This window comes from Variovorax sp. W2I14 (assembly GCF_050435205.1).
Taxonomy (GTDB): domain Bacteria; phylum Pseudomonadota; class Gammaproteobacteria; order Burkholderiales; family Burkholderiaceae_C; genus Variovorax; species Variovorax paradoxus_C.
On sequence record NZ_JBNDJX010000001.1, the window covers coordinates 1,148,030 to 1,162,378 of the forward strand.

14 protein-coding genes are annotated in these 14,349 nt (G+C 69.1%); 9 read left to right on the forward strand and 5 right to left on the reverse strand.

Annotated elements, in window-relative coordinates; all coding sequences use genetic code 11:
* Positions 1-19: 19 nt before the first annotated feature.
* The 4 genes from QF040_RS05420 to QF040_RS05435 form a co-directional block, all read right to left on the reverse strand.
* Positions 20-1,441: a URC4/urg3 family protein gene (locus QF040_RS05420; RefSeq protein ID WP_429610138.1), complete on the reverse strand. Its 1,422-nt coding sequence runs from the start codon at positions 1,439-1,441 to the stop codon at positions 20-22.
* Positions 1,438-2,787 carry a GTP cyclohydrolase II gene (locus QF040_RS05425; RefSeq protein ID WP_429610139.1) on the reverse strand — a complete coding sequence of 450 codons (1,350 nt, stop codon included), beginning with the start codon at positions 2,785-2,787 and terminating at the stop codon, positions 1,438-1,440. The genes QF040_RS05420 and QF040_RS05425 overlap by 4 nt, the downstream gene beginning before the upstream one ends.
* An 80-nt stretch (positions 2,788-2,867) precedes the next feature.
* Entirely contained in the window at positions 2,868-3,335 is a 468-nt protein-coding gene (locus tag QF040_RS05430) for a DUF6152 family protein (protein WP_307644945.1), read from the reverse strand.
* A gap of 36 nt (positions 3,336-3,371) precedes the next feature.
* Positions 3,372-3,791 carry a hypothetical protein gene (locus QF040_RS05435; protein WP_429610140.1) on the reverse strand — a complete coding sequence of 140 codons (420 nt, stop codon included), beginning with the start codon at positions 3,789-3,791 and terminating at the stop codon, positions 3,372-3,374.
* A gap of 145 nt (positions 3,792-3,936) precedes the next feature.
* On the opposite strand from QF040_RS05435, the gene QF040_RS05440 reads away from it, so the two are divergent.
* Together QF040_RS05440 and QF040_RS05445 are read left to right on the forward strand one after the other, a co-directional pair.
* Positions 3,937-4,494, forward strand: a complete 558-nt coding sequence (locus QF040_RS05440; RefSeq protein WP_429614619.1) for a sigma-70 family RNA polymerase sigma factor — start codon at positions 3,937-3,939, stop codon at positions 4,492-4,494.
* Entirely contained in the window at positions 4,491-5,132 is a 642-nt protein-coding gene (locus tag QF040_RS05445; RefSeq protein ID WP_429610141.1) for an NrsF family protein, read from the forward strand. Before QF040_RS05440 ends, QF040_RS05445 begins: the two co-directional genes overlap by 4 nt.
* A gap of 15 nt (positions 5,133-5,147) precedes the next feature.
* Here the strand turns inward: QF040_RS05445 and QF040_RS05450 are convergent, their stop codons facing one another.
* On the reverse strand, positions 5,148-6,665 hold the full coding sequence (locus QF040_RS05450; protein WP_429610142.1) for a helicase HerA-like C-terminal domain-containing protein: 1,518 nt from the start codon (positions 6,663-6,665) through the stop codon (positions 5,148-5,150).
* A gap of 127 nt (positions 6,666-6,792) precedes the next feature.
* Here QF040_RS05450 and QF040_RS05455 point away from each other — a divergent pair, with 127 nt between their 5' ends.
* The 7 genes from QF040_RS05455 to QF040_RS05485 are packed head-to-tail and all read left to right on the forward strand — an operon-like array spanning position 6,793 to position 14,341.
* Positions 6,793-7,104 (forward strand): phosphopantetheine-binding protein, encoded by a 312-nt coding sequence (locus tag QF040_RS05455; RefSeq protein WP_429610143.1) that lies wholly within the window; start codon positions 6,793-6,795, stop codon positions 7,102-7,104.
* 5 nt (positions 7,105-7,109) lie between these two features.
* Positions 7,110-7,754 (forward strand): hypothetical protein, encoded by a 645-nt coding sequence (locus QF040_RS05460; protein WP_429610144.1) that lies wholly within the window; start codon positions 7,110-7,112, stop codon positions 7,752-7,754.
* Positions 7,755-7,770: 16 nt separating this feature from the next.
* Entirely contained in the window at positions 7,771-9,480 is a 1,710-nt protein-coding gene (locus QF040_RS05465; protein ID WP_429610145.1) for an AMP-binding protein, read from the forward strand.
* Positions 9,480-10,484, forward strand: a complete 1,005-nt coding sequence (locus QF040_RS05470; RefSeq protein ID WP_306879620.1) for an acyl-CoA synthetase — start codon at positions 9,480-9,482, stop codon at positions 10,482-10,484. Before QF040_RS05465 ends, QF040_RS05470 begins: the two co-directional genes overlap by 1 nt.
* Entirely contained in the window at positions 10,456-11,100 is a 645-nt protein-coding gene (locus tag QF040_RS05475) for a LolA-related protein (RefSeq protein ID WP_429610146.1), read from the forward strand. The genes QF040_RS05470 and QF040_RS05475 overlap by 29 nt, the downstream gene beginning before the upstream one ends.
* Complete coding sequence (locus QF040_RS05480; protein ID WP_429610147.1) at positions 11,097-13,499, forward strand: MMPL family transporter; 2,403 nt, start codon at positions 11,097-11,099, stop codon at positions 13,497-13,499. The genes QF040_RS05475 and QF040_RS05480 overlap by 4 nt, the downstream gene beginning before the upstream one ends.
* Positions 13,499-14,341 carry a polysaccharide deacetylase family protein gene (locus tag QF040_RS05485; RefSeq protein WP_429610148.1) on the forward strand — a complete coding sequence of 281 codons (843 nt, stop codon included), beginning with the start codon at positions 13,499-13,501 and terminating at the stop codon, positions 14,339-14,341. The genes QF040_RS05480 and QF040_RS05485 overlap by 1 nt, the downstream gene beginning before the upstream one ends.
* Positions 14,342-14,349 lie beyond the last annotated feature (8 nt).

Sequence of the window (14,349 nt, forward strand, 5' to 3'; positions counted from 1 at the left end):
CAAAAGTGAACCCGCGAGTCTAAAAGACGGTGCCGTCGCTCTCGATCAGGAGCGGTGGCGCTCCGTCTCGCAAGCGCTGTGCCAGTGAACGGCCCGCCGCCCAGGTGCCGCCCTCGAGCACGCAGGCCAGCGGCAGTTCTTCCTCGGTGCGGTCGAGCACCTTGCGCACGCGCGGCGCGACCTCGTCGAGCAGCGCCACGGTGAGGGCGCGCCATTCGACGATGAATTCGTCGCCCGCTTTCCAACGGCGGGTGAGGAAGGCCGGGTCTTTCGGCACGATCACGCCGCTGTCGATCAAGAGGCCCCCATTGCGGTACTCGGGCAGGGCGGTGAGCGCATCGAGCTGGCGCACCTTCACTCCGGCCCATTCGAAGGGCTCGAGCAGCGAATAGGTGAGCCACTGCGAGAGCTTGTGGAAGGGCATCCAGCCGTTGGTGAGGCCGGGGCCGCGCACCGCGCTGTGGCGCCAGCAGTCGCCGAGCGCCAGCGCCGGGTCGCCCGAGGGGATGCCGCCGGCGTTGTCGCTGCCGTCGATGGCGATGCTGTCCACCGCGTTGGCCGAGGGCCAGATGCGCGAGAGCGATTCGAGCAGCAGCGACAGGATCTGGTGCGCGGTGATCTCGGCCGTCGGCGGCGAGGCGGCGCCGAAAGGCGCGACCAGTGCATCGAACATGCCGGCAGGCCGGCCGTCTTCGCCGAAGGTCTCGGGCTGTTCGCTCATCGCCTCGCCAAGCCGGCGCAGCAGGATGGCGCGGCCCGCGAGGCCCACCAGCGGATTGACATCGCTCACCTGGAAGGCGTCGCCCAGCCGGTCGGTCACAAGGCCCTTGAGGCCGGCCGCGTCGGCCTGCAGCGGATGGTCGGGGTCCGACGAGAAAAGCCCGCTCGTGAATGCGTGGAAGCTCGCCACGCCCAGCCCTTCGGAGCGGGTGTAGCGCTCGCCGGTGGCGGGCTCGGTGTAGTGCCAGTCGGCACCGGCGCCGGCATCGAGCAGCACGCTCACCAGCACGAGGTCGATGTGCGCGCGGGCGCGCTGCCGGGCGTCGATGCCTTTGCCCAGCAGCTCGTCCAACTGCTTCAGCCGGTCGATGCCGCCAGCCTCGAAGTGGCGCCAGCGGCTGTGATACGGGATGGTGTCCCACGGGTAGCGCTCGCGCGTGACCTCGGCCACGGTGCGCGCCGCGTCTTCGAGCGCGTCGTCGCTGCCGATGCGGAACCACTGCGATTCGCCGCGCCGCGCGCGTGCCAGCAGGGCGGCCGCGCGCTCCCGGATGGCGGCGGTGGTGCGCAGCAGCGAGGCCGCGCCGGCAGGGTGCGCCGTGTCCACGGCGAATTCGATGGACGGATCGACCGTGCCCTCACCGCCGGGCGCGAGGCTGCCCGAGCCATCGGCGGGCATGTTCGGAAATTCGTCGTTGCTGTTTCTGTTGCTGCTGCTCATTCGCTCAATCCCCGGCCCTTGGCCTTCTTGAGTTCCTCGGCGTCCGGCACCGGGCCGGGCGTGAAGTAGCCGGCGGCCATCTTGGCGTCCATCTCGACGCGGGCGTCCGCCGGGATCAGTTCATCGGGAATGTTCACGCGCTCGCCGATCTCGATGCCCGAGCCGGCGATCGCGTCGAACTTCATGTTGCTCATCGACACGAGCCGATGGATCTTCCTAATGCCGAGCCAGTGGAAGACGTCGGGCATCAGCTCCTGAAAGCGCATGTCCTGCACGCCGGCCACGCACTCGGTGCGCGCGAAATACTGGTCGGCCGTGTCGCCGCCCACCTGGCGCTTGCGTGCGTTGTAGACAAGGAATTTGGTCACTTCGCCGAGCGCACGGCCTTCCTTGCGCGAGTAGGCGATGAGCCCCACGCCGCCGCGCTGCGCGCCCTGGATGCATTCCTCGATCGCGTGCGTGAGGTAGGGGCGGCAGGTGCAGATGTCCGAGCCGAACACGTCGGAGCCGTTGCACTCGTCATGGATGCGCGCGGTGAGTTCCACCTCCGGGTTGGCCAGGTCGCGCGGATTGCCGAAGATGTAGATGGTCTGCCCGCCGATGGGCGGCAAGAACACTTCAAGGTCGGAGCGCGTGACAAGCTCGGGGTACATGCCACCGGTTTCCTCGAAGAGCGTGCGGCGCAGGTCGGTCTCGGAGCAGCCGAAGCGGCGCGCCACCTCGGGGAGGTACCACACGGGCTCGATGGCCGCCTTGGTCACCATCGCGGCGCCGCCCGCCGTAAGGAAGTGGCCGTCGGCCTTCAGGCGGCCGCTTTGCAGCGCCTCGATCACCTCGGGCAGGATCACGTGCGCCTTGGTGATCGCGATGGTCGGGCGGATGTCGTAGCCCGCGGCCAGCTCGGTGGAGAACACATCGGCCACGAGTGCGCCCCAGGGGTCGAGCGAGACGATGCGGCCGGGCTCGCCCCATTGCGGGTACGGGCCGATCACGTCGGTGGGCGCGGTGTTGGTGAGGTCGGCCTTGTGCTCGCGCTTCAAGGCACCCGATGCCACCGCGAGCGCGCGGTACACGCTGTAGGAGCCGCTGTGCGTGCCGATGACGTTGCGGTGCGCGCGCTTTGTGGTCGTGCCGACGACGGGGCCGCGCTCGGTGGCGGTGGCCGCGCCCCACTGGATGGGCAGGGCGCCGAAGCCGCCGGCATGCGAGGTCAGGCGGATGTGGCCGGTCGACGAGGAGGGGTGCAGCGGTAGGAGCGGCGGGACGGGAGAAAGCGGCGAGAGCGGCGAAAGGGGCGTGGTGCCGGCCGGGAGTGCGGAAGGGATCTGGGTGCTATCTACGGACATTGCAGGCCCTCAAAAAATGCAATGTACCGATCACTTGTGCGGCTGGCAAGCCGGGGCGGACCATGCCCCGCCCGCGGCATTCAGGCTGGCGAAGACCGCAGGCCGTAGGCCTTGCCGTCGACGAACAGGTATTCGGCGCGCAGCACCGCATCGCCTTTCTCGCCGGTGAAAGTGAAGCCGAGCACGCCCACCTGGGTGCCGGGCTTGATCTCTTCGACGCCCCAGGCCTGCAGGCGCGTGAGGGGCGCCAGCTCGACCTGCCATTTGCGGTCGCGCCGCGTCGGCAATTGCGCCTTGGCGAGGAGCCCGGGGCCATCGACGGACGTCGTCTGCTTGGGCAGCGCGCGTTGCTTCAGGTCGGCGGGAAGCGCCGGGTTGTCGGGCAGTTCGAGCTCCAGTTCGCCGTGCGGGTTGCGCCACAGCACCTTGGTCGCGCGGCCCTCAAGGTAGAGCGGCCGCTCCTGGTCGAAGCTGCTCCATCCGTGGTGCGCCCAGGCGGGCAGGGCAAGGCCCAACGAGGCGGCAGTGAAGAGGCGTCTTTGCATCATCTCGGTCTCCTTCGGTTCAGTCGGTTCAGAGAGGGTTCAGAGGTAGGCGATCCAGCGCCCGCAGATGATGACAGCGAGCCAAAACCCCAAGGACAGAAGGCATTGCGCCTTGCCGAAGCGGTCGACGGCGGCGACGCCGCTGCGGAAATGAAAGAGCGCGGCATTGGCGCCCGCCAGGGCGATCAGGAGCATCTTGATGCGAAAGGCGTTGTTCGCGAGCAGTTCGTCGGGTTGGCCCGAGAACATGGTGAGCCCGGTGGCCGCGCACAGCCCGAAGCCGACGAGCGCGGGGCGGAGCGTGAGACGTGCCAGCAGCGGTGCGGGCAGCTCGCGGCCCATGCCGAGCGCGCGCAACTCGAACACCAGCAGCCCGCCGAACAGCAGCGCGATGCCGACGATGTGCACCACCTCCAGCGCCGGGTAGGCCCAGGGGTGCGAGACGAGTCCGCGGAACATCGGCGCAGCTTAGCCCAAGGTGCGCGCGAAGGGCCTGCGGGCGCGGGCACTTTGCGTGTCGCGGCACAATCCAACGCACTATTTTTCGACCCGGCTGTAACCAGCCAGCCCGATGGCACGAACCCCTATAAGCAGCAGGATGCAGATGGGCGACGCGGAAGCGGCGCTGCGGAGCCTGTTCCTTCGGGGGCTCGATGGCGATGCGAACGCCTACCGCGAATTCCTGCAGAAACTCAGCGCGCACCTGCGCGCTTTTCTGGGCAAGCGCCTCTTTGGCTGGCCCGATGAAGTGGAAGACCTTGTCCAGGAATGCCTGCTCGCCATGCACAACCAGCGCCACACCTACCAGAGCGATCAGCCGCTGACGGCCTGGGTGCATGCGATTGCGCGCTACAAGATGATCGACCTCTTGCGCGCCAAGTCGGTCCGCGAAGACCTGCATGACCCGCTGGACGACGATCTCGCGGTGTTCGCCGATTCCGCCACCGAGGCCAGCGACGCGAAGCGCGACCTGGGCGGCCTGCTCCAGACGCTGCCCGAACGCCAGCGCCTGCCGATCGTGCACGTGAAGATCGAGGGCCTCTCGGTCGCCGAGACCGCGAGCCTCACGGGCATGTCGGAGTCGGCGGTGAAGGTGGGCATCCACCGCGGGCTCAAGGCACTGGCTGCGCGCTTCGGCCACAACTGGAGCGCTGCCGCATGAAGACCGACGACTTGGTCGCGATGCTCGCGAACGGTCCCGTCGCGGCGCCGCGCCGCGCGGCGAGCCGGCGGCTGTGGCTGGCGCTGCTGGTCGGCATGCCGCTGTCGTTCGTGATCCTGTTCGCCGAGTACGGCCTCAGGCGCGACCTGGTGCAGGCCATGTTCTGGCCGATGTTCTGGGTCAAGGTGCTGTTTCCGCTGTGCATCGCGGCGGCCGGCTTCGTGATGGTGCAGCGGCTTGCGCGGCCGGGTGTCGCGGTGCGGCATGCGTGGGCCGGTGCGGTGCTGCCGGTGCTCGGCGTCTGGACACTGGCTGCCATCGCCTGGTTCACCCTGCCGGCCGAGGACAGGATGCCGTCGCTCATGGGGCAGTCGTGGCGCATCTGCGCGCTGAGCATCGGGCTGATGGCACTGCCGGTTTTCGCGGCCGCGATGGTGGCGCTCAAGGGGCTTGCGCCGACGCGGCCCGCGCTGGCGGGCGCCGCGGCGGGCGCGCTCGCAGGCGGTGTCGGCGCAGCGGTCTACGCGCTGCACTGCATGGAGCTCACCGCGCCGTTCCTGGCGATCTGGTACGTGAGCGGCATTGCCGTGCCGGTGCTGGTCGGCGCCGCGCTGGGGCCGCGCCTGCTGCGCTGGTAAGCCTGCCCCCGGGCTTCAGCGCTTCTTGCTGCCGAAGATCCCGCCGAGCACGCCCCGCAAAATCTCCTTGCCCACCGACGTGCCCATGGTGCGCACCGCCGACTTGGCCATGGTCTGCACCAGGCCGTCGCGCTTGCCGCCGCGCGGGCCGGTGCTGCCGAAGATCATGTCGTTGAGCATGCCGCCCATGCCGGAGCCGGCTTCCTCGGTGCCGGTCTTGCCGGCGGGCGCCTTGGCCGCGGGCGCATCGGGTGCGGACTCGGCGCGGCCCTTGAGCTTTTCGTAGGCCGATTCGCGGTCCACCGTCTTCTCGTACACACCGGCGACGAGCGAATTGGCGATCAACGCCTTGCGCTGGTCGGGCGTGATCGGCCCGAGCTGGCTGCCCGGCGGCAGCACGAACACGCGCTCGGTCACGCTCGGACGGCCCTTTTCATCGAGGAAGCTCACGAGCGCCTCGCCGACGGCGAGTTCGGTGATGGCGGTTTCGATGTCGAGGCCGGGCTTCTGGCGCATCGTGCTGGCGGCCGCTTTCACGGCCTTCTGGTCGCGCGGGGTGAAGGCGCGCAGCGCATGCTGCACGCGGTTGCCGAGCTGGGCCAGCACCGTGTCGGGAATGTCCAGTGGGTTCTGGGTGACGAAATACACGCCCACGCCCTTGGAGCGCACGAGGCGCACGACCAGTTCGATGCGCTCCACCAGCGCCTTGGGCGCCTCGTTGAAGAGCAGGTGCGCCTCGTCGAAGAAGAAGGCGAGCTTGGGCTGATCGGGGTCGCCGATTTCGGGCAACTGCTCGAACAGCTCCGACAGCATCCACAAGAGGAAGGTCGCGTACAGGCGCGGCGAATTCATGAGCTTGTCGGCCGCCAGCACGTTGACCACGCCCTTGCCGCCCACGGTCTGCATGAAATCAGCAATGTTGAGCATTGGCTCGCCGAAGAACTTGTCGCCGCCCTGGGTCTCGATCTGCAGCAGGCCGCGCTGGATGGCGCCCACGCTGGCGGCGCTGATGTTGCCGTACTGGGTGGTGAACTGGCTCGCGTTCTCGCCCACGTACTGCAGCATGGCGCGCAGGTCCTTCAGGTCGAGCAGCAGCATGCCGTTGTCGTCGGCGATCTTGAACACCAGGTTCAGCACGCCGGCCTGCGTTTCGTTCACATCGAGCATGCGGCCCAGCAGCAGCGGGCCCATGTCGGACACGGTGGCCCGCACCGGGTGGCCCTGTTCGCCGAACACGTCCCACAACGTCACGGGGCAGGCGGAGGGCTCGGGCACGTCGATGCCGCGTTCCTTGAGCGTGGCGGCCAGCTTGCCGCCGATGGTGCCTTTCTGGCTGATGCCCGTCAGGTCGCCCTTGACGTCGGCCATGAACACCGGCACGCCGATGCTGGAGAGCTTCTCGGCGATGGTCTGCAGCGTGACGGTCTTGCCGGTGCCGGTGGCGCCGGTGATGAGGCCGTGGCGATTGGCAAAGCCGGGGAGGAGGGCGCACTCGATGGTGTCGTGCCGTGCGATCAGAAGGGGGTCGGCCATGGGGCGCTCCGGGTCGTATCGAAGCCGGTAGTCTAGGGCCCCCGCAGAGGGTGAACGGGCCCCAGTCTGCACTCCTATAATCCACGGCCGCACGATAGGTTCAGGAAAAAGTTTTCAGGAGGTTTTTTTGTCATCGACTGCTCAGCCCCCCATTCCCGCCGCTGGCGATGCGTCAGAACAGTCGCCGATCGAAAAAGAACTCGCCGTGCTGCTCGTGAACGCCCTCAATCTCGAGGTTGCGCCCGAGGACATCGTTCCCACCGAGCCGTTGTACGGCGAAGGGTTGGGTCTTGACTCCATCGACATCCTCGAAGTCGCGCTCGAAGTCTCGCGGCGCTACGGTTTCCAGCTGCGTTCGGACGACGAACGCAACCAGCAGATCTTCCAGTCGCTGCGCACGCTCGCGACGCACGTCGCCCAGCACCGCGCCGCCCCCTGAATCCCATGTCACGATGGCGAATAGCACTCCTGCTGATGGTGGGAGTGGCCTATGCCGGCCTTTCCCACTGGATGACCTTGTTCCACGCCACCGAGCCGTGGGCGGTGGTGGTGTTGCTCGGCCCGCTGTGGCTTGCGGCCATGGGTTTCGCCGCCAGCTGGTTCGGCCGCTGGGGCTTTGCGGCCGCAATGGCATTGGGCATCGGCGGCTTCTCGCTGGTCTTCCTGGGTGAAGCGGGCGATCCGAACCGTCTCTATGTGCTGCAGCACGTCGGTATCAACGGCGCGCTCTGCGGCTGGTTCGGCTCCACGCTGCGCGGCCGCGGGCTGCCGCTGATCACGCAGTTCGCGCAGCGCGTGCATCCGCTCAAGGGGCACATGCTGTCCTACACGACGCATCTCACGCGGGTCTGGACCGTGTATTTCGCGGTGGTGGTCGTGTCTTCGATCGTGGTCTACCTGACGATGCCGTTCTCGGCCTGGTCGCTGCTGGCCAATGTGCTGTCGCCGGTGTCGGTGGCCCTGTTGTTCGTCGGCGAGCACCTGGTGCGCTACAGGCTGCATCCCGAGTTCGAGCGCACCCGGCTTGTCGATGCGGTGCGTGCTTTCTACGGCACCTCGACGATCGACAACGGCGCCGGCCCCCGGTGACACAGGCGCAGCCCGCGTGACGACAGACAACCCCCTCCTGCCCCTGCTCGCGGACCGCGACCCCGACGCCCCCCTGGCCTGGCGTGCAGGCGAGCCTGTGAGCACCCGCCAGTTCCTGGCCGACGTGGCTCGCTTCGCGCCGGTGCTGCCGGCCGAAGGCCCCGCAGTCAACCTGTGCGTCGACCGCTACGCCTTCGCAGTGAGCCTGGGTGCCGCGCTGATGCGCGGCCACGCGAGCTTGCTGCCGCCCGATGCGCGCCCCGACACGCTGGCGCGCCTGGTCGAAAGCCACGGCACCCGCCTTTTCGCGCTCACCGACGACACGAAGCAGCAGACGCCCGGCATGCAGCGCGTGCTGATCGAAGACCGCTCCAGCCTCGAAGGCGACGCGGACGCGACCGTGCCCGCATTCGACGGCGCGATGCACGCGGCCAGCCTGCTCACCTCGGGCTCCACCGGCGCGCCGCAACCGCATGCCAAGAACTGGCGCACGCTGGTGGGCGACGTGGCTGTCGCGGTCGAGCGGCTCAGCCGCGTCCTCGGCCGTCCGTCGCTCGAAGGCCTGACGCTGGTCGCGACCGTGCCGGTGCAGCACAGCTATGGCCTCGAATCGTCGGTGCTGCTGGCGATGCTGGGCGGTGCCATGTTCGAAAGCGGGCGGCCCTTTTTCCCGGCCGACGTGGCGCAGACGCTGGCTTCGGTGCCGCGCCCGCGCGCGCTGGTGACCACGCCGTTTCACCTGAAGACGCTGCTGCTGTCGGGCATCGATCTGCCGCCGGTGGACCTGATCCTCTCGGCCACCGCGCCGCTGTCGCCGCAGCTCGCGCTCCAGGCCGAGCAGGCCATGGGCGCGGTGCTGCTCGAGATCTACGGCAGCACCGAATCGGGCCAGGTTGCCACCCGCCGCACGACCGAAAGCGACATCTGGGAAAACTTCGGCCAGATCCGCGTGCATGCGGAACCGGGCGAGGGCGACGGGCCCGAGCGCTTCATCTTCGAGGGCGACTTCATTCCCGAGCCGACGCCCATGGCCGACGTGCTCGAGCTCCTGGACGACCGGCGGTTTCGCCTGTTCGGCCGCGCAAACGACCTGATCCATGTGGCCGGCCGACGCAGTTCGCTCGCGCACCTGAACTACCACCTCAACAGCATTCCCGGCGTCGACGACGGCGCGTTCTGGCTGCCCGACGAAGTGGCCGACGGTGTGGTGCGTCCGGTGGCCTTCGTGGTGGCACCCACGCTGGCGGCGGGCGAGATCATCGCCGCGCTGCGCCAGCGCCTGGAGCCGGTGTTCGTGCCGCGGCGCGTGGTGCAGGTGAAGTCTTTCCCGCGCGAAGGCACCGGCAAGCTCACGGTACGGGCGCTGCGCGAATTCGCGCTGGCGCAGCTCGCTGAAGACGACACGCCGGTGAAGATCGCACACACCGTGCCCGTCGACCATCCTTCTTTCGCCGGCCATTTCTCCGGCCAGCCGCTGCTGCCCGGCGCGCTGGTGCTGGCCGAGGTCATGGAAGCGATCCAGCGCGTGCCGGCGCTGGTCGCGCGCCTTGGGGTGAGTCCGACGCTCGCAGCGGCCAAGTTCCTGGCGCCGGTGCGGCCCGGCAGCACGCTGTCCATCGAACTGCAACCGGAAGCCGGTGCCGGCCGCGGCGTGCGCTTCGACGTGCGCTGCGACGGCGTGGTGGCTGTCACCGGCCGCTGGACTGCCGTGCAAGAGTCCGCGTGATGAAGCACACCGACGCTGAAACGCGCGCCCTCAACGAGGCTGCCCAGTCTGCGCAGACCACGCAGAAGGGGGGCTGGACCCAGGCGCCCGAGCGCAGCAACATGCTCGCGCTGCGCTTCATCTGCTTCATGGCGCTGGTGTGCGGGCGCCACGTCACGCGGCTGCTGCTGCCGCCGATCAGTCTTTACTTCCTGTTGTTCGCACCGGCGCCGCGCCGGCAGATCAAGCGCTACCTGTTCAGGGCCATCGGCCCGCACGCGGGCTGGATCGACGGATACCGGCTGCTGCACGCGTTCTCTTCGACAGTGCTCGACCGGGTGTATTTCCTCCGCGGCCGCATGGATCTTTTCAAGATCACGATCGAAGGCAACGAACCGCTCGAAACCGAAGCGGCCGAAGGGCGGGGCGCCTTTCTGCTCGGTGCGCACGTGGGCAGCTTCGAGGTGATGGGTGCCTGCAAGCACCGCACGCAGCAGCAGGGCCTGCGCCTCGCGATGCTGATGTACCCGGACAACGCACAGCGCATCACGGCCATCCTCAACCACATCGCGGTGCCCGAGATGCGGCCCCACGTGATCGCGCTAGGCCGGCCGAATTCGATGCTCGCGCTGCGCGACTGGCTCGACGACGGTGGCCTGGGCGGCATGCTGGCCGACCGCACGCTGCCGGGCAGCGAAGACCAGCCCTCGCACCACCGCGGCAACAGCATCGTGCTGCCGTTCCTCGGGCAGCCCGCCACTTTCAACGATGGGCCGTTCCGCCTGGCAGCGCTGCTGCGCCGCAAGGTGTTCTTCATGGCCGGCCTCTATGGCGGCGGCGCTCGCTACGATGTCCGGTTCGATCCGCTGGCCGACTTTGCCGAGCCGCCGGTCGACGCCGCGGACCGCGAGCGGCGCATCCGCGCCGCGGTCGAGGCCTACGTCGCGCGCCTGGAGGCGCTGTGCCGCGCTTATCCGTACAACTGGTTCAATTTTCATGATTTCTGGCTCGAAGATGCGGCTTGACCGGCTTTGCAAGGTGGTGGTGCTGGCGGTGGCTTTCTGTGCCGCGCCGGCGTGGGCGTTCGACCTGCCCGAGTTGATGGGCCTCCTGGCCAAGCAGAAGAGCGGCGAGGCCCGCTTCACCGAACAGCGCTTCGTGCACGGCCTGGAAGGCCCGCTCGATGCGAGCGGCACGCTGAGCTTCGATGCACCCGACAAGCTCGTGCGCCGCACGCTGTCGCCGCGCACCGAGACCATGGCGGTCGACGGCAACACGCTGACCCTGTCGCGCGGCGGGCGCAACCGCACGCTGGCGCTGGACAGCATGCCCGAGCTGCTCGGCCTGGTCGAAGCCATGCGCGGCACGCTGAGCGGCGATGGCACCACGCTGCAGCGCTATTTCAAGAGCACGGTGACGGGCGCGCCGGGCAAGTGGACGCTCGACCTCACGCCCATGGACAGCCGGCTGGCCGCGCAGGTGCGCAGCATCCGCATCAGCGGCCGCGCGAGCGACGTGCTGGGGCTGGAGATGGAGTTCATCGGCGGCGACCGCTCGGTCATGACCATCTCGCCGAACGCGCCCGCGGCCCCGGCCACCAACGCGGCCCCGTCCGGCGCGGCCGGACGCACCACACCGTGACCACCGTGAATGCGGCGCCGCAGGCCGGCGGTCCGCCGGGCTGGCGGCAGAGGGCCGTCGTGCTGATCGCGTGGCTGCTGGTGCTGCTGTGCGGTGCCGTCGTCATCGCGCGCACGCAGATCGGTGCCGATCTTTCGGCCTTCCTGCCCAAGAGCCCGGACCTGCGCCAGCGTGTGCTGATCGAGCAACTGCAAAGCGGCGTCGCCTCGCGCACGCTGATGCTGGGCATCGAGGGCGGCAGCGCAGAGCAGCGCGCCGCGGCCTCGCGTGCCACGGCGAAGGTCATGCGCGAGAGCCAGCTCTTCGACCTGATCCAGAACGGCGACGTCGGCGACTGGAGCGAGGCGGGCACCTGGGTGTTCCAGCACCGCTACCAACTCTCGCCCGCGGCCATGCCGGGGCACTTCACCGCCGAAGGCCTGCGCGACGCGATCAACGAGACGCTGTCGATGCTGGGCACGCCGGCGGGCAACGTGATCAAGCCTTTTCTCGATCGCGACCCGACCGGCGAGACCCAGCGCATCGCGATGGAGCTGGTGCCGGCGAGCGCGCCGCGCAGCGAAGACGGCGTGTGGATGTCGCGCAGTGCGCCGCGCGCGCTGATGATCGCCACCACACGCGCCGCTGGCAGCGACCTTGACGCGCAAGCCGTGGCCATCGCGAAGGTGCACGCGGCCTTCGACGCCGCCACGCGCGAGATGGGGGAGGCCAAGCCCAAGCTGCTGCTGAGCGGCCCCCCGGTGTTCTCGGTGATGAGCCGCGACAAGATCAAGACCGAAGCGATCCATCTCGCGATCGTCGGCGGCATCGTGATGGGCGTATTGCTGCTGCTGGCCTTTGCGTCTCCCCGCGCACTGCTCATCGCCTTCCTGCCGGTGGCGACGGGCGTGGTGATCGGCACCGCGAGCGTGAGTCTGGTGTTCGGCTCGGTGCACGGCCTCACGCTGGGCTTCGGCAGCACGCTGATCGGCGAGACGGTGGACTACGCCATCTATTACCTGATCCAGGCGCGCGGCGCCAACGTGGCCGGGACCGGCTGGCAGCGCTGGCGAGACCTGAACTGGCCCACCGTGCGGCTCGGGTTGCTGACGTCGGTGTGCGGCTTCGCGGCGCTGGTGTTCTCGGGCTTTCCGGGATTGGCGCAACTGGGCGTGTTCTCCATCGCCGGCCTGGTCTCCGCCGCGCTGGCCACGCGCTACGTGCTGCCGATGCTTGCGCCCGATGGCGCGACCGGCATGGGCATGCGCAAGTACATGGCGCAGCTCGCCGGCATGCTGGTGCGCGGCCTGCCGCGCCTGCGCTGGCCGCTGGCGGCGCTGGGCGTGGCGGCGCTGGGTCTGGTGCTGTGGCAGGGGGGACACCTCTGGCGCGCCGACCTGGGCGCGATGAGCCCGGTGCCCAAGTCGGCCCAGCAGCTCGACGAGATGCTGCGCAACGACATCGGCGCGAGCGACGGCGGCGTGCTGGTCGTGGCCTACGGCGACGACGATCAGACTGCGCTGCAGAACACCGAAGCGGCGGCGGCGAAGCTCGATGCGCTGGTCGACACGGGCGAACTCGTCGGCTACGAGGCCGTCACGCGCGTGCTGCCGAGCGCGGCCACGCAGCGTGCGCGCATCGCGAGCCTGCCTGACGCGGCCACGCTGCAAGCCAGCCTGGCTGAAGCGACGAAGGGCCTGCCGCTGCCGGCTTCGCGGCTCGGGCCGTTCCTGGCCGACGTCGAGGCGGCGCGAAAGCAATCGCCCGTGCAGCGGGCCGACCTGGCCGGCGGCCCGCTCGGCTCCGTGCTGAACACGCTGATGTACCAGCGCCCGGGTGGCGGATGGGCGACGCTGCTGGTGCTGCATCCCGGAACGAAATTCGACCAGGGCCGGCTCGAAGCCGCGCTCGCGGGCACGACCGACGTGCAGGTGGTCGATGTCGGCCGCGAGCTCGCGAGCCTCTACCAGCGTTATCTGCATGAAGCCTTCGTGCAGGTGCTGCTCGGGGCGCTGGCGGTCGTGGTGCTGCTGGGCATCTACCTGCGGTCGTGGCGCCGCCTGCTGGCCGTGTGCCAGCCGCTGGTGTTCGCAGTGATGCTCACGCTCGGCGGCATGGCACTGGCGCAGGCCGCGCTCGGCATCCTCCATCTGGTGGGGCTGCTGCTGATCGTGGCGGTGGGTTCGAACTACGCGCTGTTCTTCGATCAGCTGCGCACGACGGGACGGGCGGATGAAGACACGCTGGCCTCGCTGATGCTGGCGAACCTCACGACGGTGGTGTCTTTTGGCTTGATCGCGATATCGGATATCCCGGCGCTGTCGTCAATCGGTCGAGTGGTGGCCCCGGGGGCGTTGCTGGCGCTGCTGCTGTCAGCGGCGTTTGCCCGGCAGGTGAAGCCGTCCGCACGGCGCACCTGATGGGAAAATCTGCCGCCATGTCTTCCGCAGCCGTCACTGCTTCCGAATCCTGGCCCTGGCCGCCAGCCATGCGCGCCAGCGCGGCCTTGCATGTGGCCGCCATCGGCGCGGGCGTGCTGGTGCCGGGCGCCTGGCCGTGGGCCGTCGGCGCAATCGTGCTCAACCATGCACTGATCACCGGCGCCGGCCTCACGCCGCGCAGCAACCTGCTGGGACCCAACGTCACGCGGCTGCCCGAAGCGGCGGCTGCGCGCCGCGAAGTGGCGATCACCATCGACGACGGGCCCGAGCCCGAAGTCACGCCCCGCGTGCTCGACCTGCTGGACGCGCACGGCCAGCGCGCCACCTTCTTCTGCATCGCCGAGCGCGTGCTGGCGCATCCGGAACTGGCGCGCGAGATCGTGGCGCGCGGCCACAGCATCCAAAACCACACGGCGCGGCACCGCCACAACTTCTCGTTCCTCGGACCGCGCGGCTTTGCAAGCGAGATCGCGCGGGCGCAGGACATCCTGACCGAGGTCACCGGCCAGCGCCCGACCTGTTTTCGCGCGCCCGCCGGGCTGCGCAATCCGTTTCTCGAACCCGTGCTGCATCGCCTGGGCCTCTCGCTCGTGAGCTGGACGCGGCGCGGTTTCGACACGCGCGAAGGCGACCCTGCCAAGGTGATGGCGCGCCTCGCCCGCAACCTGCAGGCCCGCGACATCCTGTTGCTGCACGACGGCAACGCCGCGCGCACCGCCGAAGGAAAACCCGTTTTGCTGGAGGTACTGCCCTTGTTGCTCGAACGCCTGCGCGCCGATGGATTGCGCGCCGTGACCCTGCCTGAAGGGCTGAAGCTGTGAGTGCCGTG

Bases quoted from the DNA above. Each gene is read 5' to 3' on its own strand.
- QF040_RS05435 (WP_429610140.1), bottom strand. From the start codon at position 3,791: ATGTTCCGCGGACTCGTCTCGCACCCCTGGGCCTACCCGGCGCTGGAG.
- QF040_RS05420 (WP_429610138.1), bottom strand. From the start codon at position 1,441: ATGAGCAGCAGCAACAGAAACAGCAACGACGAATTTCCGAACATGCCC.
- QF040_RS05470 (WP_306879620.1), top strand. From the start codon at position 9,480: ATGAAGCACACCGACGCTGAAACGCGCGCCCTCAACGAGGCTGCCCAG.
- QF040_RS05485 (WP_429610148.1), top strand. From the start codon at position 13,499: ATGGGAAAATCTGCCGCCATGTCTTCCGCAGCCGTCACTGCTTCCGAA.
- QF040_RS05440 (WP_429614619.1), top strand. From the start codon at position 3,937: ATGGGCGACGCGGAAGCGGCGCTGCGGAGCCTGTTCCTTCGGGGGCTC.
- QF040_RS05445 (WP_429610141.1), top strand. From the start codon at position 4,491: ATGAAGACCGACGACTTGGTCGCGATGCTCGCGAACGGTCCCGTCGCG.
- QF040_RS05475 (WP_429610146.1), top strand. From the start codon at position 10,456: ATGATTTCTGGCTCGAAGATGCGGCTTGACCGGCTTTGCAAGGTGGTG.
- QF040_RS05425 (WP_429610139.1), bottom strand. From the start codon at position 2,787: ATGTCCGTAGATAGCACCCAGATCCCTTCCGCACTCCCGGCCGGCACC.
- QF040_RS05460 (WP_429610144.1), top strand. From the start codon at position 7,110: ATGTCACGATGGCGAATAGCACTCCTGCTGATGGTGGGAGTGGCCTAT.
- QF040_RS05430 (WP_307644945.1), bottom strand. From the start codon at position 3,335: ATGATGCAAAGACGCCTCTTCACTGCCGCCTCGTTGGGCCTTGCCCTG.
- QF040_RS05450 (WP_429610142.1), bottom strand. From the start codon at position 6,665: ATGGCCGACCCCCTTCTGATCGCACGGCACGACACCATCGAGTGCGCC.